Origin of the sequence: Reyranella aquatilis (assembly GCF_020880995.1) — a bacterium.
GTDB classification, from domain to species: domain Bacteria; phylum Pseudomonadota; class Alphaproteobacteria; order Reyranellales; family Reyranellaceae; genus Reyranella; species Reyranella aquatilis.
Window position 1 is genome coordinate 195,826 of sequence record NZ_JAJISD010000001.1, and the last position, 23,469, is coordinate 219,294.

General features: G+C 67.2%; 21 protein-coding genes. 8 read left to right on the forward strand and 13 right to left on the reverse strand.

What is annotated here, in order from left to right; all coding sequences use genetic code 11:
* Positions 1-44 precede the first annotated feature (44 nt).
* Positions 45-470, forward strand: coding sequence for a hypothetical protein (locus LJ725_RS00885; RefSeq protein WP_230548733.1), 426 nt, complete (start codon positions 45-47; stop codon positions 468-470).
* A gap of 21 nt (positions 471-491) precedes the next feature.
* Here LJ725_RS00885 and lexA read toward each other — a convergent pair whose 3' ends face one another.
* The 8 genes from lexA to trpD all read right to left on the reverse strand — a co-directional run bounded on the left by lexA (position 492) and on the right by trpD (position 8,216).
* Positions 492-1,241, reverse strand: coding sequence for a transcriptional repressor LexA (gene lexA / locus LJ725_RS00890; RefSeq protein ID WP_230548734.1), 750 nt, complete (start codon positions 1,239-1,241; stop codon positions 492-494).
* Between the two features lie 127 nt (positions 1,242-1,368).
* The gene (locus LJ725_RS00895) at positions 1,369-2,541 is read right to left on the reverse strand and encodes a serine hydrolase domain-containing protein (RefSeq protein ID WP_230548735.1); all 1,173 of its coding nucleotides are present in this window, start codon (positions 2,539-2,541) and stop codon (positions 1,369-1,371) included.
* Positions 2,538-3,419 carry a sterol desaturase family protein gene (locus LJ725_RS00900; protein WP_230548736.1) on the reverse strand — a complete coding sequence of 294 codons (882 nt, stop codon included), beginning with the start codon at positions 3,417-3,419 and terminating at the stop codon, positions 2,538-2,540. Before LJ725_RS00900 ends, LJ725_RS00895 begins: the two co-directional genes overlap by 4 nt.
* Positions 3,420-3,471: 52 nt before the next feature.
* The gene (locus LJ725_RS00905) at positions 3,472-4,500 is read right to left on the reverse strand and encodes an AraC family transcriptional regulator (protein ID WP_230548737.1); all 1,029 of its coding nucleotides are present in this window, start codon (positions 4,498-4,500) and stop codon (positions 3,472-3,474) included.
* A gap of 92 nt (positions 4,501-4,592) precedes the next feature.
* Positions 4,593-5,807, reverse strand: coding sequence for a molybdopterin molybdotransferase MoeA (locus LJ725_RS00910; RefSeq protein ID WP_230548738.1), 1,215 nt, complete (start codon positions 5,805-5,807; stop codon positions 4,593-4,595).
* Between the two features lie 98 nt (positions 5,808-5,905).
* Entirely contained in the window at positions 5,906-6,409 is a 504-nt protein-coding gene (moaC, locus tag LJ725_RS00915) for a cyclic pyranopterin monophosphate synthase MoaC (RefSeq protein WP_230548739.1), read from the reverse strand.
* Entirely contained in the window at positions 6,406-7,206 is an 801-nt protein-coding gene (gene trpC / locus LJ725_RS00920; RefSeq protein ID WP_230548740.1) for an indole-3-glycerol phosphate synthase TrpC, read from the reverse strand. The genes moaC and trpC overlap by 4 nt, the downstream gene beginning before the upstream one ends.
* Complete coding sequence (gene trpD / locus LJ725_RS00925) at positions 7,203-8,216, reverse strand: anthranilate phosphoribosyltransferase (protein ID WP_230549680.1); 1,014 nt, start codon at positions 8,214-8,216, stop codon at positions 7,203-7,205. The genes trpC and trpD overlap by 4 nt, the downstream gene beginning before the upstream one ends.
* 70 nt (positions 8,217-8,286) lie before the next feature.
* On the opposite strand from trpD, the gene LJ725_RS00930 reads away from it, so the two are divergent.
* Entirely contained in the window at positions 8,287-8,487 is a 201-nt protein-coding gene (locus tag LJ725_RS00930) for a heavy-metal-associated domain-containing protein (RefSeq protein WP_230548741.1), read from the forward strand.
* 109 nt (positions 8,488-8,596) lie between these two features.
* Here LJ725_RS00930 and LJ725_RS00935 read toward each other — a convergent pair whose 3' ends face one another.
* From LJ725_RS00935 to LJ725_RS00945, 3 genes are all read right to left on the reverse strand, one after another.
* Positions 8,597-9,577: a Bug family tripartite tricarboxylate transporter substrate binding protein gene (locus tag LJ725_RS00935; RefSeq protein ID WP_230548742.1), complete on the reverse strand. Its 981-nt coding sequence runs from the start codon at positions 9,575-9,577 to the stop codon at positions 8,597-8,599.
* A gap of 20 nt (positions 9,578-9,597) precedes the next feature.
* Positions 9,598-10,203, reverse strand: coding sequence for an anthranilate synthase component II (locus LJ725_RS00940; protein WP_230548743.1), 606 nt, complete (start codon positions 10,201-10,203; stop codon positions 9,598-9,600).
* A 98-nt stretch (positions 10,204-10,301) separates the two neighbouring features.
* Positions 10,302-11,984: an AMP-binding protein gene (locus LJ725_RS00945; RefSeq protein WP_329958343.1), complete on the reverse strand. Its 1,683-nt coding sequence runs from the start codon at positions 11,982-11,984 to the stop codon at positions 10,302-10,304.
* A gap of 104 nt (positions 11,985-12,088) precedes the next feature.
* Here LJ725_RS00945 and LJ725_RS00950 point away from each other — a divergent pair, with 104 nt between their 5' ends.
* The 4 genes from LJ725_RS00950 (at position 12,089) to LJ725_RS00965 (ending at position 18,516) form a co-directional block, all read left to right on the forward strand.
* Complete coding sequence (locus LJ725_RS00950) at positions 12,089-12,973, forward strand: EamA family transporter (RefSeq protein ID WP_230548745.1); 885 nt, start codon at positions 12,089-12,091, stop codon at positions 12,971-12,973.
* Positions 12,974-13,004: 31 nt separating this feature from the next.
* Positions 13,005-15,659, forward strand: a complete 2,655-nt coding sequence (locus LJ725_RS00955; RefSeq protein WP_230548746.1) for a bifunctional acetate--CoA ligase family protein/GNAT family N-acetyltransferase — start codon at positions 13,005-13,007, stop codon at positions 15,657-15,659.
* Positions 15,660-15,734: 75 nt separating this feature from the next.
* A complete protein-coding gene (locus tag LJ725_RS00960) occupies positions 15,735-16,868 on the forward strand; it encodes a divergent polysaccharide deacetylase family protein (protein WP_230548747.1) in 1,134 nt (377 codons plus the stop codon).
* A gap of 52 nt (positions 16,869-16,920) precedes the next feature.
* The gene (locus LJ725_RS00965) at positions 16,921-18,516 is read left to right on the forward strand and encodes a gamma-glutamyltransferase family protein (protein WP_230549681.1); all 1,596 of its coding nucleotides are present in this window, start codon (positions 16,921-16,923) and stop codon (positions 18,514-18,516) included.
* Here LJ725_RS00965 and LJ725_RS00970 read toward each other — a convergent pair whose 3' ends face one another.
* Positions 18,517-20,211, reverse strand: coding sequence for an amidase family protein (locus LJ725_RS00970; RefSeq protein WP_230548748.1), 1,695 nt, complete (start codon positions 20,209-20,211; stop codon positions 18,517-18,519).
* 167 nt (positions 20,212-20,378) lie between these two features.
* Here LJ725_RS00970 and LJ725_RS00975 point away from each other — a divergent pair, with 167 nt between their 5' ends.
* On the forward strand, positions 20,379-21,368 hold the full coding sequence (locus LJ725_RS00975) for a Bug family tripartite tricarboxylate transporter substrate binding protein (RefSeq protein WP_230548749.1): 990 nt from the start codon (positions 20,379-20,381) through the stop codon (positions 21,366-21,368).
* Between the two features lie 38 nt (positions 21,369-21,406).
* The gene (locus LJ725_RS00980; protein WP_230548750.1) at positions 21,407-22,081 is read left to right on the forward strand and encodes a glutathione S-transferase family protein; all 675 of its coding nucleotides are present in this window, start codon (positions 21,407-21,409) and stop codon (positions 22,079-22,081) included.
* 19 nt (positions 22,082-22,100) lie between these two features.
* Here LJ725_RS00980 and LJ725_RS00985 read toward each other — a convergent pair whose 3' ends face one another.
* Positions 22,101-23,429 carry an NAD(P)/FAD-dependent oxidoreductase gene (locus LJ725_RS00985; RefSeq protein WP_230548751.1) on the reverse strand — a complete coding sequence of 443 codons (1,329 nt, stop codon included), beginning with the start codon at positions 23,427-23,429 and terminating at the stop codon, positions 22,101-22,103.
* Positions 23,430-23,469: the final 40 nt, after the last annotated feature.

A 23,469-nucleotide genomic window follows, 5' to 3' on the forward strand; every position in this document is an offset into this window, starting at 1 on the left:
GCGAGTTGTATCGGCAACGAAGGGGGAGACGAACGAAGTGGATCGTGATCTCGTCGGTGCTGCTGCTGGCGGCCTGCAATCCGGCAGAGCGGATGAGCTATCAGGTCAAGGGGGTGGGGACGGGCTACGATACGATCAAGGAAGACAAGATCCCGGGCGGGTTCCGTGCGCAGGGCGTCCACGACCCGAATGAACCGAAAGTCAGCGCCGATGAAGTGAAGTGGCGGACGCTCTATAACGGCCTGCAGAGTGCGCAGAACGCCGGCTACGACCTGACCGTCTTCGCCGGCCCTGCATCATCCACCCTCACCATCACCCGCTCGTACAGCTTCGTCGAGGGACAGTATCCCGGCTTCGTCTACATCGTGCGCGGCTACAAGTCGGACGGCGAGCATCCGGCCAGCGCCCGGCCGATCGCCGCGCTGATGGACGAAGCCAACCGGCGGGCATTTGCCGCGAAGAAGCCCTGACCGCGGCGGACCGTTCCGCGATCAGTGGTAGCGGCGATAGAGGCCGGCGAGACGACCCTGGATCTTGACCCGGTCGGGCCCGAAGATGCGGGTCTCGTAGGCGGCGTTGGCGGGTTCGAGCGCGATCGACGCGCCCTTCTTGCGCAGCCGCTTCAGGGTCGCTTCGGTATCGTCGATCAGGGCCACGACGATCTCGCCGCTCTCGGCGGTGTCGGAACTCCGGATAATAGCGATGTCGCCGTTCTGGATGCCGGCCTCGACCATCGAATCGCCCTGGACCTCGAGGCAGTAGTGGGCGCCTGAGCCCAGCAGCGAGACGGGCACGTCGACGGTCGTGGAATTGTCGCGCAGCGCCTCGATCGGCGTACCGGCGGCGATCCGGCCATAGAGCGGCAGGCTGAGTGCCTGCGCCTCGTTGGCGGCCTGGATGGCGCCGGCCAGCGGCACGCGGTCGGCGCGCACGATCTGAGGCACGAAGCCTTCGCGGGTTTCGGAGAAGCCGGCGCGACGAGCGTCGGCCAGCAGGGGGGTGACGTTGGGAGCCGGCATTGCCGCGCTCTCCGGCAGCTTCACGACCTGCAGCGCGCGCGCCCGATGGGGCAGCCGGCGCAGGAAGCCGCGCTCCTCGAGCCCGGTGATCAGGCGGTGAATGCCCGACTTCGACTTGAGCCGCAGCGCTTCCTTCATCTCGTCGAAGGAGGGCGACACACCGTCGTCGTTGAGCCGCTTGTTGATGAACAGGAGCAGTTCGTTTTGCTTGCGGGTTAGCACCGTCTTCTCCCCAGAACGCCTACCGGATTTAGGAACAAATCCTGAAACCCGGCACATGTTCTAGTTTAGTTCCTGTTCTGGGTCAAGTTTTCCCGGATTTGCGGTGCATCACACGGCGCCATCGTCGTCAGGGTGAGCCTCGAAGAACGGCCGGCAGGACGAACCCATTGAGGATTGCCGACGGGATGACCGCCTGCAGCGGGCTCCCACCCTGGCCGCTCCCGTAGTGGCCGGCGGTGATGGCGAGCACCAGGTCGAGCGCCGGCACGATGTAGAGGCGCTGCCCGCCCAAGCCGAACGCCGCGGTCCAGGTGAGTTCGTGTCCGCGGCTGAAGCTTCGGCCCAGCCACCATTGATAACCGTAGAAGTACAGACCTTCGCCATTGATCCGGGGCGTGGCCGACTCGGCCGCCCAGCCCGGCGGGAGCACGCGCCGGCCGTTCCACTGTCCGTCGGTCAGCATGATCTGGCCTAGCTTGAGCATGTCACGCGGCCGCAAACGCAGGCCTCCGGCCGCGCCCAGTTGGTGACTGACGCCCATCTCGTCCCAGTCGAAGTCGAGAACCTGGAGCGGGACGAAGAGCTTCTCGCGTGCATAGTCGTTCAGCGACCGACCGGTGCCCTTGGCCAATGCCGCCGCCAGCAGCGCCGTGGCGCCGCCGTTGTATGCGTAGACAGTGCCCGGCGCCGCGGCCATCGGCTGGGACAGCAGGTAGCGGAAAGGGTCGGTCGCCTCGACCAGGCCGTACTCGTTGCTGAGCGGATCGGCGTATCCTCGGCTCTCGTCCCATTTCAGCCCGGCCGACATGGTGAGCAGGTCGCGGAAGGTGATGCGCCGCTTCTCCGGTGTCGCCAAGTCGCCGTATTGCGGGAAAGTGTCGAACACCGACGAGTCCAGCGTCGGGAACCTGCCCTCGGCCAATGCGATGCCGATCAGCAGCGAGGTGACGCTCTTGGAGACCGAGCGCATGTCATGCTTCACATCGGCCGCGAATCGCACGATGCCCAGGGGGCGTGCCATGCGCTCGTCGACGCCGGCGTAATAGCGCTCCATCACCAGCTTGCCGTGGCGTGCGATCAGCACTGCGTGGACGTTCCGTCCGGGCCACTGCGAAATGAACGCGTCGAGGCCGCACAAGGCCTTTGCGTCCATCGCGACGTCCGCCGGTGCGGCCACCGCCCAGCCGTCTGCGAGCGACGCCGGCGTGCCACATTCCCTTGGCTCCTGGGCGCTCGCCGGCGCCGCCATAGCGGCGAGCGCAAAGGCGGCCATGATGATCGTGCGCTGGATATACCTCATAAAACACCGGGGGCGCTGCGCGTCGGAACGATCGTCGCGGATTCCCGGGGCCGCCAGCCCGGGGGACCGAACAGATAGCCCAAACCCTCGCGCCAGGAGCGGGCGGCGCGCAGATCGCTCACGAGGTTGATCCACTCGTGGAACGCGATCCGGATCGGATTGTGGGAGATCAGCGGCTTCACGAGCCCGTAGCGGCAGGGCAGGTCGGCGCGTTCGCCAACGAAGGTGCCGAACAGTCGGTCGAAGACGATCAGCGCGCCGCCGTAGTTGGCGTCGATATAGTCGTAATTGGAGGCGTGGTGGACGCGGTGGTGGGAGGGTGTGTTGAGCACGTATTCCAGCCACCCCAGCTTGGGCACCCATTCGGTGTGCAGCCAGAACTGATAGAGCAGGTTGAGGGCCAGGGCGGCGAAGACGGCCTTTGGGGCGAAGCCCAGCCAGATCATGGGCACGAAGAAGACGGCGTTGCCGGCAATCCTGCCGGTCCAGCCGAAGCGATAGGCAATGCCAAGATTGAAATCTTTCGGAGAGTGATGCACGGCATGCGTCGCCCAGAACCAGCGCACCCGATGAGCGGCGCGATGATACCAGTAGTAACAGAACTCCTGTCCCAGGAAGAGCAAGGCGAAGCTGGCCACACCGTTCAGAGGGACTGTCGTCAGCCGATGCTGCCAGGCGAACTCGATGAAGGGCGCGGCGAGGCTGATGCCCACAAATGTATAGACGAGATACTCCCGAACCAGCACGTCGGTGAGCGACGCTGCGAAGGACAGCCAGTCGTAGCGACGCCGGGCGACGAAGGTCAGGATCAGGCCTTCGAGGCTGGCCAGGGCGATGACCGCGGGCAGGGACCAGGTGAGAAGGGTGGACAGCGTCATGGACGGGCCTTTGCGGAGGGTGATGCGGGGGCAGATTGCGTCCCGTCCTCCGTCAGGTCTCGCCGGTTTCAGCACTCCGTTGGCCGTTTCCTTGAATCGGCCAGTCATTTCGCGATTCGGCCTGCTTGCGATAGGCCGTCGGCGTCATGCCGGTATGCGCCTTGAAGGCGCGGTTGAAGGGACCGATCGACTGGAATCCCGAATCGAGCGCGATGGTCAGGATCGGGACGCCCGCCTGCCCGGTATCGGCCAGGGCCGCCATGGCCTCGGCCAGACGGTAGCCGTTTACGAAGCTGCTGAAGTTGCGATGGCCGAGTCGTTGATTGATCAACCGGCGCAGCCGGTACTCGGGCACATCCAGCGCGGCGACCAGCAGGTTTAGTCCAAACCCTTCCTGACGATAGATCTTCTCGTCCTCCATCAGCTGGCGCAGGCGGCCCAGGAGGACGTCCTCCTGGGTGTCGACGGCAGCGCCGGAGGACGGCGCATCGTCGGGCGCCGGCGGGCGGGTCTCGATCGGCGAGGGCTCGAATATGGAGCGGGCGGCCCGCAGGCCGACCATGGCAAAGGCAACGGCGAGAGCGGCCAGGATCGACGCCTCGACTGTCCGGCTGGTCGGGTCGAGGGGCTGGCCGCGGCCCAGCATGTTCATGAGCAGGACACCGCCTGCGTAAAGAACCGCCAGACCCACCAGCACGGGGCGTAGGCGGCGGCGGCGCTCCACGAGATCGTCGCGCAGGCCGGCCAGTACGCGCCAGGCGGTGAGGAGCACGAACGACAGTCCGATCAGGTCTTCCGCCGTGGCCATCCAGGGGCGCCACTGAAAGATGCCCACAATGCCGACGATCGGCAGAAGCGCCCACGCCGCCGCGTCCCGCCAGGAGGGACGGAAATCATCGACGAACTGAGCGCCCGCCCAGATCCACAGCAGCGCTGGCGTGCCCATCGCCACTAGCATGACCGGCCACAGCCAGGGTGAACGGGCGCCAGTGACCGACAGAACAGCGGTGGCTGCCACGCTGAGCGCGAGCAGACCGCCGAAAGGTCCCGTCGTCATGTGCCGCCGGTCGCGCAGCAGCAACAGGCCCGTCACGAGCAGGATTGCCGCGGTTCCGCTCTTGAGAACGAGTTCGACGGGCGGCATCGCTCGATTCGCTTTTCGAGCCGCCTGGCTCAGTACCCGCCCGGCAGGCCGTGGAGATCGACCACCTGTACCGTGTCGCCCGCCTCGCGCGCGGGGTCATGGGGCGGGCGGATCATTAGCCCGTCGCAAGCCGCCAGCACGGAAAGCATCGAACTGTCCTGCACCGGGTGGGGATCGACGGTGAGGGTGCCGTCGGCGTCGCGGCCGAGGCGCGAGCGGACATAGTCCTCGCGCTGGTCGTTCTGCTTCACGTCGACGGCGAGGCGGGCGGGGACGGTGCGCACAAGGTCGCCCGGTTGGCCGAGCATCCGCTCCATCGCGGGCTTCAGGAACAGGAGCGCGCACACCATCGTGGAGACGGGATTGCCCGGCAGGCCGAGTACGCGGGCGCGGTCGCGCGCGGCAAACATCAGCGGCTTGCCGGGGCGCATGGCGATCTTCCAGAAGTCCATGTCGAAGCGCTGCGCCTTGAGCGCGGCCTGGACGAGATCATGGTCGCCCACCGAGGCGCCGCCCAGGGTGATCAGCAGCTCGTGCTGCGCGCCGGCTTCGATCCTGCTTTCGATCAGCTTCGCGTCATCTCGCGCGATGTCGAAGACAGTGGGCTCGCCGCCCCAGCCGCGCACCAGCGCCGCGACGGCGATGCCAGAGGACGAGACGATCTGGTTCCGGCCGACCGGCTCTCCCGGCATGACGAGTTCGTCGCCCGTGGAGAGGATCGCGACACGCGGTTTGCGGTAGACCGAGAGCCAGGGGTGGTTCATGGCCGCCGCCAGCGCCACGTCGCGCGTAGTCAGCGTGCGACCCGCCGCCAGCGGCGTATCGCCCGCGCTGAAGTCGAGGCCCGCCTTGCGGATGTGACGCCCCACGCGCGGTGCCTCGAGGATGGTGATTCTCGGCCCGTCTGCCTTGGTGTCTTCCTGGATCACGATCGAATCGGCGCCCATCGGCAGCGGGCCGCCGGTGAAGATACGCACGGTCTCGCCCGGCTGCAGCGCCCTGTCGTAGGACCCGCCGGCCGGCGCCTGGCCCACCAGCGTGAGGGTCGTCGGGGCGGCCGGCACATCGGCGGCGCGCACGGCATAGCCATCCATGGCCGAAAGATCGGCCGGCGGCTGCGTCAGGCGGGCTTGCGGCGACGCGGCCAGGACACGCCCGGCCGCATCGGCGACCGACACCATTTCGGACGGCAGGGCCTCGAAGGCGGCGATCACGCGGGCGTGGGCGTCACGAACGGAGAGCATGGCGTTGCCTCATCGGAGCGCGCCACTCCAGTGGCGCTCAGTGGAGCGTCGAATGGCGAAGATATGAGCGCAACTGGAGTTGCGCGCGCCCAAGAGCCTCACGCGTCCCACGTCCCCGATTTGCCGCCGGACTTGTGGAGGAGCTTCACCTCGGAGATCACCATGCCACGGTCGACCGCCTTGCACATGTCATAGACGGTGAGCGCGGCGACGGCGGCCGCCGTCAGCGCTTCCATCTCGACGCCGGTGCGGCCCTTCAGTTTGCAGGTCGCCTCGATGTCGACGGCCTTGCGCCGGGGGGCGAGCGACAGCTTCACGTCGACCGACGACAGCGACAGCGGATGGCAGAGGGGGATCAGGTCGGGCGTCTTCTTCGCTGCCATGATGCCCGCGAGCTGGGCCACCGCCAGCACGTCGCCCTTCTTGGCCTTCTTGTCCCGGATCAGTTTGAGCGTCGCGGCCTGCATGGTGACGGTGGCGCGCGCCACGGCGATGCGTTCGGTGATCTCCTTGTCACCGACATCGACCATGCGGGCGTTGCCGCCCTCGTCGAAATGGGTGAGCGCCGCGCCGTTCTTCGGCCTTGTGCCGTCTCGCTTCATGCAGCCTCGCGCACCAGGATCTCGCGCACCGCCGCTTCGACGTCGGGCTTGCGCATGAAGCTCTCGCCGATCAGGAACGCCGAGGCGCCGACCTTGGCCATGCGTGCGAGATCGGCGGGCGAGCCGAGGCCGCTTTCGGCCACCAGCACGCGGTCCTTCGGCACCAACGGCGCCAGCTTTTCGGTGGTCGCGAGATCGACCGCGAGGGTCTTGAGATTGCGGTTGTTCACGCCGATCAGGTCGGCATCGACCTTGAGCGCGCGCTCCAGTTCCTCGCCGTCATGCACCTCGACCAGCACGTCCATGCCCCACTTGTGCGCAAGCTTCGCCAGTTCGGCGGCAAGCGCGTCGTCGAGGCAGGCCATGATCAGCAGGATGCAGTCGGCGCCGAGCGCACGCGCCTCCGGCACCTGGTAGGGATCGATCATGAAATCCTTGCGCAGCACCGGCAGCTTCACCGCCGCGCGCGCCTGCGTCAGGAACTCGTCCTTGCCCTGGAAGTAGGGCTCGTCGGTCAGGATCGAGAGGCAGGTCGCGCCACCACGCTCGTAGGAGCGGGCGAGGGAGGGTGGATCGAAGTCGGGCCGGATCAGACCTTTGCTGGGTGAGGCCTTCTTGATCTCGGCGATCAGGCCATAGCGGCCTTCGGCGATCGTGGACTTGAGCGCCCTGGCGAAGCCGCGCGGCGAATCGGTATCGCGGGCCAGGTTCTCGATGACCCTGAGCGGGCGCTGCGAGATGCGCCCGGCCACATGGCGCTTCTTGTCGGCAACGATCTTGTCGAGCGTGTCGCTCATGCGCAAATCCTCTTCAATGTCGCCAGCGCTTCGCGAGCCTTGCCGCTGTCGATCGACTGGGCGGCCATGGCGGCGCCCTCCTTGAGATCCCGTGCCTTGCCCGCGACCATGATCGCGGCAGCGCTGTTCAGGAGAACGATGTCGCGGAAGGCGTTCTTCTCCCCGCCCAGCAGGGCGTGGATCGCCTGGGCGTTGTGCGCGGCATCGCCACCCTTCAGCTGGTCGAGCGTGGCGCGCTTCACGCCGATTTCTTCCGGGGCGATCTCGATCTCGGTCACCTTGCCGTTTTCCAGCGAAGCAGCCCAGCTCGCGGTCGTCGTGGTGAGTTCGTCCATGCCGTCCTGGCCGTTCACGACCAGCGCGCGTTGGAGGCCCAGCTGGCCCAGCGCCTCGGCGACGGGCCTGAGCCAGCGGCGATCGAACACACCCACGAGCTGGCGCGTGACCAGGGCAGGGTTCGACATCGGGCCCAGCAGATTGAAGATCGTGCGCGAGGGCGCCAGCTCGACCCGGGGGCCGGCGACGTTGCGCATGGCGCTGTGGTGGCGCGGCGCCATCAGGAAGCAGACCTTGGCCTCGACCAGCGCCTTCTCGAGCGCCTCGATCGGCACTTCGAGGCCGATGCCGAGTGCCGACAGCACGTCGGCCGCGCCGGACTTGGACGTGAAGGCCCGGTTGCCGTGCTTGGCGACCGGGATGCCGGCGCCGGCCACGACGAAGGCCGAGCAGGAGGAGACGTTGTAGGTGCCGTGGTGGTCGCCGCCGGTGCCCACGATGTCGATGGTGCCCTCGGGCGCCCTGACCCTCAGGACCTTGGCCCGGAGCGCCCGCGACCCGCCGGCTAGTTCCGCGGCCGTCTCGCCGCGCACCTTCAGGCCCATCAGGAAGGCCCCCATCTGGGCCGGGGTCGCGTCGCCCGAGGTCATGATGTCGAAGGCGCGCTCCGCCTCGTCGATGCCGAGGGTCTCGCCGTTGCCCACCTTGGCCAGAAGGCCGCGAAAATCGTTGATGTCGCCGCTCACCAGAACCCCGTACTTTTGCCTCTTGCCGGTTCGGCCGGCGGGCGCGAAGCTATATCACATGGCACAAGAACTCATCCTCAAGGTCACTGGCATGGATTGCGACGGCTGCGTAAAGGCCGTCACCCGGGCCGCCACCGGCGCGGGCACCGCGCCTCTCTCGGTCGATCTCAAGAGCGGGGAGATGCGTCTTCCGGAGGGCGCCGACGTCCCGGCGATCACCAAGGCGATCCAGCGGGCCGGTTTCGGCATAGCCCCCTGAACGGCGGGTCCGCGGATCCAGCCGCCCGAACTGTGGCCGGATTTAGGTAAGAAATCAGCCATAATAGGCTGATATTAAAAGAAGAATTTGGTCATCGAGTCGCCGGCGGCTACTCGATCTTGATGCCTGCGTCCTGAATGATCTTGCGCCACTTCATGTTCTCTATGGCGATATAGGCCTCGAATTCCTGCCGGGATTCCTTGGCCGGGACAAAGGACAGGCTCTTCATCTTCTCCAGCACCTCGGGATCGGTGAGGATGCGCATGACCTCGGCACTGAGCTTGTCGAGGATGGGCTCAGGAGTCTTCGCGGGCGCCGAGAGGCCGATCCAGCCCACGGCGACGACGCCCTGGAGGCCCTGCTCAGCGACGGTCGGCACGTCGGGCAGGAAGGGCGAGCGGCGCTGGTCGGCGATGCCGATGGCCTTCACCTTGCCGGACCTCACCGGCCCGACCGCGCCCGGCACCGCATCGGACAGGAGCTGGATGTCGCCGCTCTGCAGCGCGAGCTGGGCCTCGGCATTGCCCTTGAACGGCACGTGCGTGAGCTTGATGCCGGCCGCGCTCTTCAGCATTTCGACCGCGAGATGGCTGGCCGAGCCGTTGCCCGAGGAACCGTAGTTGAGGTCCGCGCCGGACTTGGCCTTGGCCACCAGATCGGCCACCGAATCGATCCCGCTCTTCAGGCTGGTCATCAGCACCTGCGGCGTCAGGCCGATGTTGGCGATCGGCGCGAAGTCCTTCTGCGGATCGTACGGCAGCTTCGGGTAGAGCGCGGGACTGATCCCGTGGGTGGAGATCGTCACCATAAGCAGCGTGTAGCCGTCGGGCGTCGCCTTGGCTGCGACATCGGCCCCGATCTGGCCGCCCGCGCCGGGCCGGTTCTCCGCAATCACCTGCTGTCCCAGCGCCTTGGTGAGCTGGTCCGCCATCATGCGCGCCAGGATGTCGGTCGCCTGGCCGGCCGGGAAGGGGACGATGATGCGGATCGGCTTGGCCGGCCACGCGGTTTGCGCGAAGCCCGTGGACGGTGTGAGCGAAGACGCGGCGGTCGCCGCCAGCGAGAGGAAAAGCGTGCGGCGATCGATCATGGCGTTTCCTTTTGGGCGGCTCAGGCCGCCTTTTTCTTGTTCTGCTGGCTCGGATGGTCGCCCGCGATCTTCAGGAAGTTCTCAAGGATCTTGTGGCCGTATTCAGAGGCGATGCTCTCGGGATGGAACTGCACGCCGTGGATCGGCAGCGTCTTGTGCCGCAGGCCCATGATGATGTCGCCGGTCTCGGCCGTGACCTCGAGATCCTTGGGGAAATCCTTCCGGTCGACGATCAGCGAATGGTAGCGGGTCGCTTGGAAGGGCGAGGGCACGTCCTCGAACACACTCTGGTTCTTGTGGGACACGCCCGACAGCTTGCCATGCATCGGCGCGGGCGCGCGCACGACATGGCCGCCGAACACCTGGCCGATCGCCTGGTGGCCGAGGCAGACGCCGAACAGCGGTACCTGTTCCTTCGCCGCCGCGCGGATCAGGTCCATGCAGATGCCCGCCTCGTTGGGCGTGCAGGGGCCGGGCGAGAGCACGATGCCGGCGGGCTTCAGCGCCAGCGCCTCATCGACCGTGATCTGGTCGTTGCGATGCACGACGCAGCGCGCGCCGAGATCGCCCAGGAAGTGGACGAGGTTGTAGGTGAAGCTGTCGTAGTTATCGATCAGAAGGAGCATGGCGGCAGTTTATCCGGTCCGTGCCGCCTCTCATAGGATTTCTCCTCATGGCCCTCTCCGCCCGCGAAGCGGGGAAAGGACGCTTTGAGCGCGTCGCCTTACTTCGCCAATTCCGGAAAATCCTCTTCCCGGAATTCGCCGGCGCCGCGCTGGTTCTCGGCGGCCCGCTTTTCCTCGTCGCGGCGCAGTTCGACGCGGCGGATCTTGCCGGAGATCGTCTTGGGCAGCTCGGCGAACTCCAGCCGGCGGATGCGCTTGAAGGGGGCAAGGCGCCCGCGCAGGTGCTGGAAGATCGAGAGCGCGGTGGCGCGGTCCGGCTTGCCGCTGGCGGTCAGCGTTATGTAGGCCTTCGGGACGGCCAGGCGCATCGCGTCGGGCGCCGGCACCACGGCCGCTTCGGCGACGGCCGGATGTTCGATCAGGATGCTTTCCAGCTCGAACGGGCTGATCCGGTAGTCCGACGCCTTGAACACGTCGTCCGCTCGGCCGACATAGGTGAGGTAGCCTTCGGAATCGCGCGAGGCGACGTCGCCGGTGCGATAGACGGCGCCGGTGAGCGGCGCGATCGAGCCGTCTTCCTGCTGGTAGCCCTGCATCAGTGCCGCGGGGCGGTGCGCGAGGTCGATGCAGATCTCGCCTTCCTCGGCGTCCTTGTCGTCGGCATCGAGCAGGCGAATCCGGTAGCCGGGCAGGGGGCGCCCCATCGATCCGGGCTTGATCGGCTGGCCGGGCGGATTGCCGACCTGGGTGGTGGTTTCGGTCTGGCCGTAGAAATCGCGGATGGTGAGCCCCCAGGCCTTCTCGACCTGCTCGATCACCTCGGGATTCAGCGGCTCGCCGGCCGCCAGCACCTCGCGCAGCGACGTCCTGCACGACTTCAGGTCTTCCTGGATCAGCATCCGCCACACGGTCGGCGGTGCGCACAACGTGGTCACCTGGTTCTCGACGACGACGTCGAGCAGGTAGCGCGCATTGAAGCGCGGCTGGTTGGCGATGAAGATCGTGGCGCCGGCGATCCACGGCGCGAAGAAGCAGCTCCACGCGTGCTTGGCCCAGCCCGGCGAGGAGATGTTGAGATGCACGTCGCCCGGGCGCAGCCCGAGCACGAAGACGGTGGTGAGATGGCCCACCGGATAGCTGCGATGCGAATGCAGCACCAGCTTCGGCTTCGCCGTGGTGCCGGACGTGAAATAGAGCAGCATCGGATCGTCGGCCCCGGTCGGACCGTCCGGCGCGAATTCGGGCGGGTGATCGAGCAGGCTGGCATAGGCGTGCCAGCCGGCCGGTGCGTCGCCGACGGCGATGCGCGTCAGGCTCTTGTCGAAGCCTTCGAACTTCGCAGCCTCGGCGGCAGCGGCGACCACGTGGCGCGCGCGTCCGCGCTCGAACCGGTCGGCGAGATCGACCGGCGTGAGCAGGGTGGTGGCGGGAATGACAACGGCGCCCAGCTTCATGGCCGCCAGCATCACCTCCCAGAGCGGCGCCACGTTGCCCAGCATCAGCAGCATCCGGTCGCCGCGCTTCACGCCCAGCGCGCGCAATCCGTTGGCGACCCGGTTGGAGCGTTCGGACAGTTCGGCGAAGGTGAGGCTGGCGGCGCCGTCGCCCACGATCTTCAGGGCGGGCTTGTGGGCCAGCGGCCCACGCGCCAGCTCGGCGTCGAACCAGTCGAGCGCCCAGTTGAAGTGATCCATCTGCGGCCACCGGAAGTCGCGATAGGCCGTCGCGTAGTCGCCGCGCTGCGCCAGCAGGAATTCGCGCGCTGCCTTGTACGCCTCGATCGTATCAGCCCCGCCCGTCATCGCATGCCTCGCATCTTGTTTCCGCCCTTGTTGCAATCTTGGACACGGGCGTAGGGTGAGAGCAACAAGAAGAAAGTGCCCCCTTGGTCGTCGAGCCCCTGATCATCGCGCTGCTGCTCGCCGCAGCGCTGATGCACGCCACCTGGAACGCGATCCTGAAGTCCGACCAGTCGGACCGTCTGGCAACATTCGGTCTGATCATGACGACCGGCACGATCATGGGGCTCTGCATCGTGCCATTCGTGCCGATGATCGAGGGCGCGGCGTGGAAGTACCTGATTCTCTCGGTCGCCATTCACGTCGCCTATTACTTCTTCCTGCTGAAGGCCTATTCCTACGGTGATCTCAGCCACACCTACCCGATCGCGCGCGGTCTTGGCCCGCTGCTGGTCGCTCTCGTGTCGGGCCGCTTCATCGGAGAGCATCTGCGTTCGCAGGACATCGTTGGTGTGCTGCTGCTGAGCTTCGGCCTGGTGGCCCTGGCCATGCCGTTGAAGAACGTGGTACCGCGTCCGGGCAGCCGGCACGGGCTCGCGACGCTGTTCGCGGTCCTTACCGGCATCACCATCGCCGGCTACATCATCTCCGACGGACTGGGCGTCCGCGCGGCGGGCGAGTCCACGCAGCACCGCATTTCCTACATCGCCTGGCTCGCGGTGCTGGAAGGGCCCTGGCTGCTGGTTCTCGCCTTCTGGAAGCGCCCGACGACGGTCTGGGCGCACATGAAGAAGACCTGGTACCGCGGCGTCGGCGGGGGCCTGATCGCCAATACCGGCTACGGCATCGCGATTTATGCGCTGGCGCTGGGACCGATGGCCCATGTCGCGGCCCTGCGCGAGACCTCGGTGCTGTTCGGCGCGCTGATCGGGACACTCCTGCTTGGCGAGCCGTTCGGCGGCCGGCGGGTGGCTGCGTCGTTCGTGATCGTTTCAGGGCTTGTGCTGATGAACGGTCCGGCGCTCTTCTAGCGTCATGTCCACTCGAAACCTCGATACCCTGATGGCACCGCGCTCGGTCGTCGCCATCGGCGCCAGCGAACGACCCGGCTCCGTCGGCGCGGCAGTCACCCACAATCTCCTGGCAGGCGGCTTCCAGGGCGAAATCTACATGGTCAACCGGAAGGGCGGGACGATCGCCGGCCGAACGGCCTTCAAGCGCGTCTCGGACCTGCCGGAACCGGCCGATCTGGCCGTCATCATGACGCCGGCCGAGACCATTCCGTCGCTGATCGTCGCCCTGGGCGAGGCGGGGACGCGGACGGCAGTGGTGATCAGCGCCGGTCCGGGCAGCGGGCCCGACGCGGGGGTGGTCAATGCTCGCTGGCGCCAGCGCCTCCTCAATGCCGCGAAACCCTACCTGCTGCGTATCGTCGGACCCAACTGCATCGGCTACGCCGCGCCGCGGCTCGGCCTCAACGCGAGTTTCGGGCCGACGCGCCTGAAGGGTGGGCGCATCGCCGCCATCGCGCAGTCCGGCGCCGTACTGGCCGGGCTCGCCGACTGGGGCGTGGCGCAGGGCATCGGCTTCTCGCACCTGATCTCGATGGGCGACATGGCCGACGTCGATTTCGGCGACGTGCTCGACATGCTGGCACGCGACTACGAGACGCGCGCCGTCCTGATGTACGTCGAAGGCATCACGAACGCCCGCAAGTTCATGTCGGCGGCGCGCGGCGTGGCCCGCGTCAAACCCGTCATCGTCCTGAAGGGCGGTCGCCACGCCGCCGCGGCACAGGCGACCGCCTCGCACACCGGCTCGATGGCGGGCTCGGCTGCCGTCTACGACGCGGCCTTCGCGCGGGCGGGCTTGGTTCGCGTGCTCGGCCTCGGCGAACTTTTCGACGCGGCCGAGACGCTGGGCTACGGCATCGCGTTACGTAACGAGCGTCTCGCGATCCTGACCAATGGCGGCGGCGCGGGCATCATCGCGACGGACCTGCTGATGGACGAGGGTGGTGAATTGGCGACCCTGCTGCCGCGGTCGATCGGCAATCTCGACAAGCAGATGCCGCGCGGCTGGTCGCGCGCCAATCCCGTCGACATCGTGGGCGACGCCGACGGCGCCCGTTACGCCGCCGCCCTGAACGGACTGGCTGACGATCGCGGCGTCGGCGCCGTGCTCGCCATGAATGTGCCAACGGCGCTCACCTCTTCGGTCGAGGCCGCCCGTGCAATCGTCAGCGCGGCGGGCACGAAGGTGGTTCCGGTAATTGGCTGCTGGATCGGCGGTCCCGAGGCACAAGCCGGGCGCCACGTTCTGCACGAAGCAGGGATCCCGGCCTACGACACGCCGCTGCGCGCCGTGCGCGGTTTCATGCATCTGGTGGAGTATCGCCGCGGACAGCGGGCCCTGCAGCGCACGCCACCCTCCGTGCCGGAAGTCCGCTCGGATACAGACCTGGTCCGCTCGATCGTGCAGGCCGCGCTCGCCCAGAAGCGCTCCGTGCTCACCGAACCAGAAGCCAAGCGCGTGCTGGCGGCCTACGGCGTTCCGGTCGTGCCGACGGAGGTTGCGCGTGACGCCGCCGGCGCGGCGGCAGCGGCGGTACGCATCGGCTTTCCCGTCGCGGTCAAGATTCTCTCGCGCGACATCACGCATAAGACGGACGTGGGCGGCGTGGCACTGGACCTGATGTCCGAGCAGGCGGTGCTGGATGCGGTTCGCGAAATGACCGGCAAGATCCTGGTCATGGCGAACAAGGCCCGGATCGATGGTTTCGTGGTCCAACCCATGATCCGCCGCCCACATGCCGTCGAACTCATCCTGGGCGCCGCGGAGGATGCGGTGTTTGGCCCGATCATTCTCGTCGGCCACGGCGGCGTGGCGGCCGAGGTGATCGACGACAAGGCGCTGGCGCTGCCGCCGCTCGATCCTGTGCTGGCCGAGGACGCGTTGAGCCGCACGCGCGTCGACCGCCTGCTGCGTGGCTATCGCGACCGCGCGCCGGCCGACCGGAGCGCGGTGGGCGAAGTGATGATCCGCCTGTCGCAACTCATCGCCGATGTCGGCGAGATCGCCGAGCTCGACATCAATCCACTGCTGGCCGACGCCGATGGCGTGATCGCACTCGATGCGCGCATCGTCGTGCGCCGGCCGCAGAAGGGGCCGGAGCGGGCGGCGCGCTTCGCCATCCGACCCTATCCGGTCGAACTGGAGACCGAGATCGAACATCGCGGTGAGAAGCTGCGTCTGAGGCCCATCCGTCCCGACGACGAGCCCATGCTGCAGGCCTTCACACGGCGCATGACGCCCGAGGACGTGCGCATGCGCTTCTTCGGTCCCCTGCGGGAGATGAGCCATGAACTGGCGGCCCGGCTGACTCAGATCGACTACGACCGGGAGATGGCTTTCCTGCTCCTGGAAGGAGGCGGGGAGCTCGTCGGCGTCGGACGCCTGGTCGCGGACCCCGATTTCCAGCAGGGTGAGTTCGCCTTGACGGTGGCGTCGGATCGGCAGGGCCGCGGCTACGGCGAACTGCTGCTGCGTCACGTGCTGCAGTATGGAAAGTCGCGAGGTATGAAGCGCGTGGTCGGCCATGTGCTTCGCGAGAACAGCCGGATGCTGGAACTGGCCAAGCATCTCGGTTTCCGCCGCGAAGGCGGCCGGTCGGGCGAACCGGACATACGGCTGATCAAGTCGTTGGCCAGCGTCTAGCAGGCGGACCAACCCGCGCCGCCTGATTGCGGCAAAATAGTGGCCTTGACCAAGAGGTTAGGGCATAACCCTCATATGGCGTCTAGGAAGAACAGAAGCGGGAAGACGAACAGAAGGAGTCCGCGGCGCGGACCCGGCTTCGTCGACCGGCTGCTGTTCCGTTACGACGCGCTGATCGCGTGGATCTCCGGCCATCGCTGGCATTCGATCGTCATCGCGGTGATCGCGCTGTTCGTCGGCAGTCTCATCGGCGGCTACTGGATCGCCGAGCGACTCGATCTGCGCGGCAGTGATCGTGTGGCGCGCGACACGCTCGAGGACATGAAGCGCACCGCCGCTTCGCAGCCTGCTCCGCCGGAAACCAAATACGCGCGCATCGAGGACCTGCCCAGCTTTCCGAAGTATTCCGAGGCCGAGCCGGGCAAGCCGTTGCCGACGCTCGAGGAGAAGCCGCGCGTCCGGCAGGTCGCGGCGGCGCTCTCGCCCGAGCAGACATGGCGCCGCAATGCGGTGCCGTTCCGCGACCTCAACAGCCGGCCGCTGGTGGCGATCGTGATCGACGATGTCGGCCTCGACCGCGCGCGTTCGAAGCGCGCCTGGGAGTTGCCGGGTCCCATGACCATGTCGTTCCTGCCGTACGCCAAGGACCTGCCCGAGCAGGCGCGCGCGGCGCGGGCGCGCGGGCATGAGCTGATGCTGCACATGCCGATGGAGCCCAACGGCCGCAACGATCCCGGGCCGGGCGCCCTGATGGTATCGATGTCGGACGCCGAACTGCGGCAGCGCCTGCTGATCGCGCTGGAGAGTTTCAGCGGCTATGTCGGGATCAACAACCACATGGGCAGCCGCTTCACGGCGACCCGTCCGGGCATGGACGTGGTGATGCGTCAGCTCAAGCCGCGCGGGCTGATGTTCCTCGATTCGCGCACCACACCGCAGTCGGTGGGCGACCAGACGGCCCAGGAATTCGGCGTGCCGTCGATCGTGCGCCATGTCTTTCTCGACGACGAGGAGACGCTGGAATCGGTCCGGCGCAAGCTCGCCGAGACCGAGGCCGTGGCCCGGCGGCAGGGATTCGTCGTGGCGATCGGCCATCCGCACGACGCCACGCTGCAGGCGCTGGCGGAGTGGCTGCCCACGGTGCAGGGCAAAGGGCTCGCGCTGGCGCCGTCGACCGCGATATTGCGCAAGCGCAACGGTTGGGATTGAGTGGTCTCCAACGAGTGTTGGAGGAAGCGACGTGCGATACAAGAAGCAGGCGATGATCGTGGCTCCCCAGCCCGAGCCGACGGAGGCGGGGGCCGACGTTCTGCGCGAAGGCGGAAACGCCGTCGACGCCGGCATCGCCTGCGCTCTGGTGCAGGGCGTGGTCGATCCGCAGATGTGCGGCATCGCCGGTTTCGGCTCCTGCGGCATCTACATGCCGGGCAAGAAATTCCACGGCTACATCGACGCCCATGCGCCGGCGCCGCTCGCGGCGCGGCCCGACATGTGGGCCAACCTGATCGAGAGCGAGGCGCGCGACGGCTACGGCTTCATCCTGAAGGGAAGGGTGAACGACATCGGCTACAAGTCGATCTGCGCGCCGGCCAATCTCAAGATGTACTACGACGCGCACAAGGAGCACGGCAGCCTGCCCTGGTCGCGCATCGTCGAGCCGGCGATCCATTGGGCCGAGAACGGCTGGACCGTGCGGCCGCACGTCCACTTCTGGTGGGCCGACGACGGCGCGTTCGGCCGGGCTCCGAACTTCGAGCGTACCGGCTTCACACCGGCGGCGCGCGCGCTCTACTGCCGGCCCGATGGCGTGCCCAAGCGGGTGGGCGACCGGGTCGTGAACCGCGACTATGGCCAGACGCTGCGCGCCATCGCGAAGGGCGGCGCCGACGTCTTCTATTCCGGCGAGATCGCCCACGCGATCGCCGAGGACATGAAGAAGAACGATGCGCTGCTGTCGATCGACGACCTCAAGGCCTGGAAGACGGTGCGCAACGAGCCGCTGTGGGGTGACTATCGCGGCTACAGGGTCTCGACCAACCAGCCGCCGGGCGGCGGCGTAATGCTGATCGAGATGCTGAACATCCTGGAGAATTTCGATATCGGCGCGCTGGAACATGGCGGGACGGAGCATGTGCGCATCGTGGCCGAGGCGATGAAGCGCGCGACCATCGACAAGGACGCCAAGGTCGGCGATCCGAAGTTCGTCACCGTGCCGGTCGGTGAACTGACCTCGAAGGCCTATGCGAAGTCGATGGCGGCGGAGATTGCGCGCGGCGAGAAGGCGAGCGTCACGCGTTTCAACTCGGGTGCAGTCTCCAAGGACACGACGCACATCTCCGTGCTCGACAAGGACGGCAACTGTTTCACCATGACCCATTCGCTGGGCATGCCCTCGGGCGTCGTCACGCCGGGCCTAGGCTTCATGTACAACGGCTGCATGGGCGTATTCGATCCGCGCCCCGGCCGTGCCGGCTCGATCGCGCCGGGCAAGGCGCGCTTCAGCTCGGTGGTGCCCTCGATCCTGTTCAAGGACGGCAAGCCGCACCTGATCATCGGTGCGCCCGGCGCCACGCAGATCGCCATGGGCGTGCTGCACGTCATCCTGAACGCGCTCGACTTCGACATGACCATGGTCGAGGCGGTGAGCGCGCCGCGCTTCTCCGCGACGTCCGACGCGATCGACATCTCCAACCGCATCCAGGGCCGCGTCGAGCGCGAGCTGCAGGCGCAGGGCTATCCGGTCGTCCGCAGCCCCTACGGCTTCGGCTTTGCCGCGGTGCACGGCATCCGCATCCACGAGGACGGTCTCGATGGCGGCGCCGATCCCGGCCACGACGGCGTGGTGATCGCGGTCTAGCTACAGCGCAGGCAGATCCGGCGGCGGGCGGCGCGCGAGGGTTGCCTGCTCGTAGGCATAGGCGAAGCGGAGCAGCGTGGCCTCGCTCCAGGCGCGGCCGGCGAAGGTGAGGCCGAGCGGATAGTCCGGCGTGTCGGTCTTGCCGACGCCGGAGATGAAGCCGGCCGGCACCTGCACGCTGGGATAGCCTGGCTTGGCAGCGATGCCGGAGCCGCTGGCGCCGGGGAAGACCACGGCGTCGAGCTGGTGTTGGTTCATATAGGCATCCATGCCGCGATCCTTCGCGGCCATCAGGTCCATCGCCCGGGCCGACCTGTATTCGAGCTCCGAGAGATCGCCGCGGGTCTGCTCGGCCGCGAGGAACAGGTCCTGGCCATAGCGTAGCGCCTTGTCGGCGTTCTCCGTGTTGAAGGCGATGACATCGGCCATCGTCTTCATCTGTGTCCGCGTCGCCCAGTCGCGCAGGTAGAGGTTGAGGTCGCGCTTCAGCTCATAGAGGAAGACCACGGAGGCGGGCCCTGCCGTGCCCTTGGCGGGGCTGAACGGATTGCGATTGAGCACCGGCATGGTCGTGCCCGGACCGCCGATCCAGCCGATCGCCGGGATGGCCGCCCGCACGATCGTGGCGCCGAGGTCCTCGAGCACCTGGATGGCCCGGGTCATGACTTCCTTCGCGCGGGGCGACAGCGGTCCATAGAAGGGGTCGTTGAGCGGATCGTCGGGATCGCTGGGCACGCCAATCCGCGCGCCCTTCAGGCCATCCTTGTCGAGGCCCGCGGCGTAGTCCTCCGGCCGCTGCAGCAGGTGCGTTGCGGGATCGTCGGGATCGCGCGCGGCCAGCACGTTCAGCAGGATCGCCGAATCGCGAACGGTGCGGGTCATGGGGCCGGCCGTGTCCTGGCTGTGCGAGATCGGGATGATGCCGCTGCGGCTGATCAGGCCGACCGTCGGCTTCACCGTCACCAGCCCGTTCTGCGTGGCCGGGCTCAGCAGCGAACCCGAGGTCTCGGTGCCGATCGCTGCCGCGCAGAGGCCGGCGGCAACCGTGACGGCGGAGCCGGCACTCGAGCCGCCGGGCAGCACGACCGGCGCATGGTGGTCCATCAGTGTGGGCGAGTAGGGGTTTCGGACCTGTCCGGCGATCGAGCTGTAGCCCGAAGGCATGCCCACGGCGAGAATGTTGGCGAACTCGGTGAGGTTGGCCTTGCCCAATATCACCGCACCGGCCTCGCGCAGCTTCTTGACCACCGGCGCATCGTCGCGGGCATGGGCGCCTTCGAGGGCCAGCGAGCCTGCGGTCGTCGGCTGCCTGTCGCCGGTGGCGATATTGTCCTTCACCAGGATCGGCAGCCCCGCGAGCGGCCGTTGGGCCGATGGCTTCACCCCGTCGAGACCGGCGGCGATCGACAGGGCATCCGGATTGGTCACGCGTACTGAATTCAGCACCGGCCCGTTCCGGTCATAGGCCTCGATGCGGGCGAGATAGGCGCGCGTCAGGGCACTCGACGAGACGCGTCCCTCGGCCAATGCCTGCTGCAGGTCCGACAGGGAGGCGTCCTCGACGGCGAAGGCGGGCTGCGCCGAAGCCGTCGTGGAGGCCACGGCGCCCAGCGCCACGGGAACCATCGCGAGCTCGCGGCGGCTTATTCCATTGCCGTTACCCGGCGCCTCAGTACCCTTGGTCGGTTTCGTCACGGCAATCACCTCGGGTTTACGTCGCCAAGATTTACGGCGCGCCCATCTTTACACGATGTGGATGTCTCACGGTGCGGCTCCCGGCCCCCGATTGCGGTTCCCCTGAAGCGGCAACGCCATACAATGGAGGTCGCCAATCAATGAAACGATAGAATGGGAGGAAACAGATGGCCACCGTACCGGGGCGCCGTGCCGCTCTCACCGGGCTCGCCGCTGCCTGCGCCACGTCGCTCGTCGCGCTACCGGCGACGGCGCAGACGGTCTATCCCGACAAGCCCGTCCGCATGATCATCGCCTTTGCCGCCGGCGGTCCGACCGACGTGGTCGGCCGACTGCTGGCGCCGCGGGTTTCGGAGATCCTGGGCCAGCAGGTCATCGTCGAGAACAAACCCGGTGCTACGGGAAACATCGGCACCGCCATGGTCGCCGACGCCAAGCCAGACGGCTACACGATCCTGTTCAGCGCCTCCACCATGGCGATGGCGCCCGCGCTCTATGGCAAGGCGCTGGGCTACGATCCGGTGAACGGACTGGCGGCGATCGCCTATGTCGCCAGCGCGCCGCTGATCCTGCTGGCGCCGATGGACGGCGCGAAGAGCACTCCGGAACTGGTCGGCATGCTGCGCAAGGATCCGGGCAAGTATTCCTACGCCTCGTCGGGCAATGGCGGGATGATCCATCTCGCCAGCTACCTGTTCGCGACCCGGGCTGGCGGCGATGCCCTGCATGTGCCGTATCGCGGCTCGGCGCCGGGCATGGTCGACATGATCGCCGGCCGTCACGGTTTCCAGATCGATACGCTGCAGTCGAGCAAGGGCTTCATCGACGGCGGCAAGGTGCGGGTGCTGGGCGTCGCCTCCGACAAGCGACTGCCGCAGCTTCCCGACGTGCCCACGATCAAGGAAGCCGCCGGCTTCGACTACGCCATCAACACCTGGTACGCCGTCTATGCGCCGGCCAAGACGCCGCGACCGATCATCGACAAGCTGAACGCGGCCTTCAACCAGGCGCTCAAGCAGCCGGACATGGTGAAGAAGGCGAACGAGCTGGCGCTGGAGCTCGTCGATTCCACCCCGGAGCAGGCCAAGAAGTTCTATGATGACCAGATGGCCTTCTGGGATCCCATCATCAAGCAGTCCGGCGCCAAGCCGGAATAGCGATCGACAGCTGAGCGTAGAGAGTGACGGAGAGAGCGATGATCAAGTTCTATTACAACATGGCGCCGAACCCGATGAAGGTGGCGCTTTGCCTTGAAGAGATGGGGCTGCCGTACGAGCCCGTGCCGGTCGATACCCGCAAGGGCGAGCAGCACTCGCCGGAATTCCTGGCGATCAATCCCAATGCCAAGGTGCCGGTCATCATCGACGACGGCGAGACTATCTTCGACAGCAACGCGATCCTGCTGTACCTCGGCGAGAAGACCGGAAAGTTCCTGTCGAAGAAGCGCGGGGAAATGCTGTCGTGGCTGATGTTCGTGGCCTCGGGCATCGGCCCGTACTCCGGTCAGGCCGTCCACTTCCGCAACTTCGCGCCCGAACCCAAGGAATACGCCGTCAACCGCTACACGTTCGAGGCGCAGCGTCACTGGGGCATTCTCGAAGCGCGCCTGGGCAAGCAGCAGTTCATGTGCGGCGACAGCTACAGCATCGTCGACATGGCACTGTGGGGCTGGTCGCGGCTGATCCCCTTCGTGCTGGGGCCCGAAGCGCCGAAACAGTTCCCCAACCTGCAGCGCCACCTGGCCGAGGTCAGCGCCCGCCCGGCGGCCGTCCGCGCGCTCGCCCTCAAGGACAAGCACGCCTTCAAGGCCGAGATGGACGAGGCGGCGAAGCTCGCGATGTTCCCGCACCTCGGCAAGAAGGTCGCGTAAGGGACAACGGCAACCCGGGCTACATCATCCCGGGCTCGCCGAGATCCGTGCCGTCGATCATTCGGCTGTAGCGGAACGGCGTGGGATCGACGATCGGCGGGTCGCCGGCAATGAGGTCGGCGGCCAGCCGGCCCGCGCCCGGACCGATGCCGAAGCCGTGACCCGTATAGCCGGTCGAAAGGAAGAGGCCGGGCAGGGGATCGACGGCGGAGATCACCGGGATGCCGTCCGGTGTCGAATCGATCAGGCCGCCCCAGGCGTGCGCCACCTTCAGCCCCTTCAGCGCGGGATAGTGATCACCCCGGCGCGTCAGGCCGCGCTGGACCAGGACCGGATCGGCGGCGGGATCGAGCGTGCGCTGGCGTTCGAAGGGCGATTCGAGGTCGAACGACCAGTTGGCGAAGGATTCCGGCCCTTCGAGGAAGGAGCCGCCGATGCCGAAGGTCAGCCCGGCGCGCCGCTTCTTGAAAGTCGGCCAGAACTGGCGGGCGTAGAGCAGGCCCTGCGGCGACAGTTCGACGAGACCGCGCCCGCCCAGCCCGACCGTATAGCCACCGTCGAGGCGGCGCCGGATCGTGACGTCAGGCATGGAAAGGCCGCCATCCGTCACTTCCGGCGCCGCGGTCGTGGCGAAGGAGGTAGAGCGCACGCTGGCCTGCGCGAGCCGCAGATCGTGCCGGCGACAGAAGAGGGAACTCCAGGCACCGCCCGCCAGCAGCACGGTCTGTGTGGCGATCACGCCATGCTCCGTGATGACGCCGGAAACCTTGCCGTTGGTGATGTCGAGGCCGCGCGCCGCACAGTTCTGGTGGAGCGTGGCCCCCAGCCTGCGCGCCGCTTCCGCGATCGCGGGACCGGCCAGCGACGGCTCGGCGCGTCCGTCGGTGGGCGAGTGGACGCCGCCGATCCAGTCGCCGGTACTGCCGGGCGTCAGCTCCCGGGCCTCGGCGCCGCTCAGGACGCGGCTGTGCATCTGGTATTCGCGGGCCTTGAGGGTCCAGGCCTCCCATTGCGCGAAATCGTCGGGGCGGGTGGTTACATAGAGGAGCCCGGTGCGCCGGAAGCCGGTCTCGGCGCCCAGCTCGCGGGAGAGGTCGCCCCAGATCTCCAGGCTTTTCATGGCCAGCGGCAATTCGCGAAGGTCGCGGTGCTGCTGGCGGCACCAGCCCCAGTTCCGGCTGGTCTGCTCGCCGCCGATCACGCCCTTGTCGAGCAACGCGACCTTGTGACCCTTTTTCGCCAGCCAGTACGCCGCCGTCGAGCCGGCGATGCCGGCGCCGATCACCACGATCTCGGCCGAAGTGGGGAGTTTCTCGTCGCTGACAACGATCTGGAGCGGTGGAGACATCGTACTTCCTGGGCTGAACGCGTGGCGGAACAGTGTATCG

Coding starts and splice junctions, on each gene's coding strand:
- LJ725_RS00895 (WP_230548735.1), bottom strand. CDS start 2,541: ATGAGGTATATCCAGCGCACGATCATCATGGCCGCCTTTGCGCTCGCC.
- LJ725_RS00900 (WP_230548736.1), bottom strand. CDS start 3,419: ATGACGCTGTCCACCCTTCTCACCTGGTCCCTGCCCGCGGTCATCGCC.
- LJ725_RS00910 (WP_230548738.1), bottom strand. CDS start 5,807: ATGCTCTCCGTTCGTGACGCCCACGCCCGCGTGATCGCCGCCTTCGAG.
- moaC (WP_230548739.1), bottom strand. CDS start 6,409: ATGAAGCGAGACGGCACAAGGCCGAAGAACGGCGCGGCGCTCACCCAT.
- trpC (WP_230548740.1), bottom strand. CDS start 7,206: ATGAGCGACACGCTCGACAAGATCGTTGCCGACAAGAAGCGCCATGTG.
- LJ725_RS00930 (WP_230548741.1), top strand. CDS start 8,287: ATGGCACAAGAACTCATCCTCAAGGTCACTGGCATGGATTGCGACGGC.
- LJ725_RS00935 (WP_230548742.1), bottom strand. CDS start 9,577: ATGATCGATCGCCGCACGCTTTTCCTCTCGCTGGCGGCGACCGCCGCG.
- LJ725_RS00940 (WP_230548743.1), bottom strand. CDS start 10,203: ATGCTCCTTCTGATCGATAACTACGACAGCTTCACCTACAACCTCGTC.
- LJ725_RS00955 (WP_230548746.1), top strand. CDS start 13,005: ATGGCACCGCGCTCGGTCGTCGCCATCGGCGCCAGCGAACGACCCGGC.
- LJ725_RS00960 (WP_230548747.1), top strand. CDS start 15,735: ATGGCGTCTAGGAAGAACAGAAGCGGGAAGACGAACAGAAGGAGTCCG.
- LJ725_RS00965 (WP_230549681.1), top strand. CDS start 16,921: ATGATCGTGGCTCCCCAGCCCGAGCCGACGGAGGCGGGGGCCGACGTT.
- LJ725_RS00975 (WP_230548749.1), top strand. CDS start 20,379: ATGGCCACCGTACCGGGGCGCCGTGCCGCTCTCACCGGGCTCGCCGCT.
- LJ725_RS00980 (WP_230548750.1), top strand. CDS start 21,407: ATGATCAAGTTCTATTACAACATGGCGCCGAACCCGATGAAGGTGGCG.
- LJ725_RS00985 (WP_230548751.1), bottom strand. CDS start 23,429: ATGTCTCCACCGCTCCAGATCGTTGTCAGCGACGAGAAACTCCCCACT.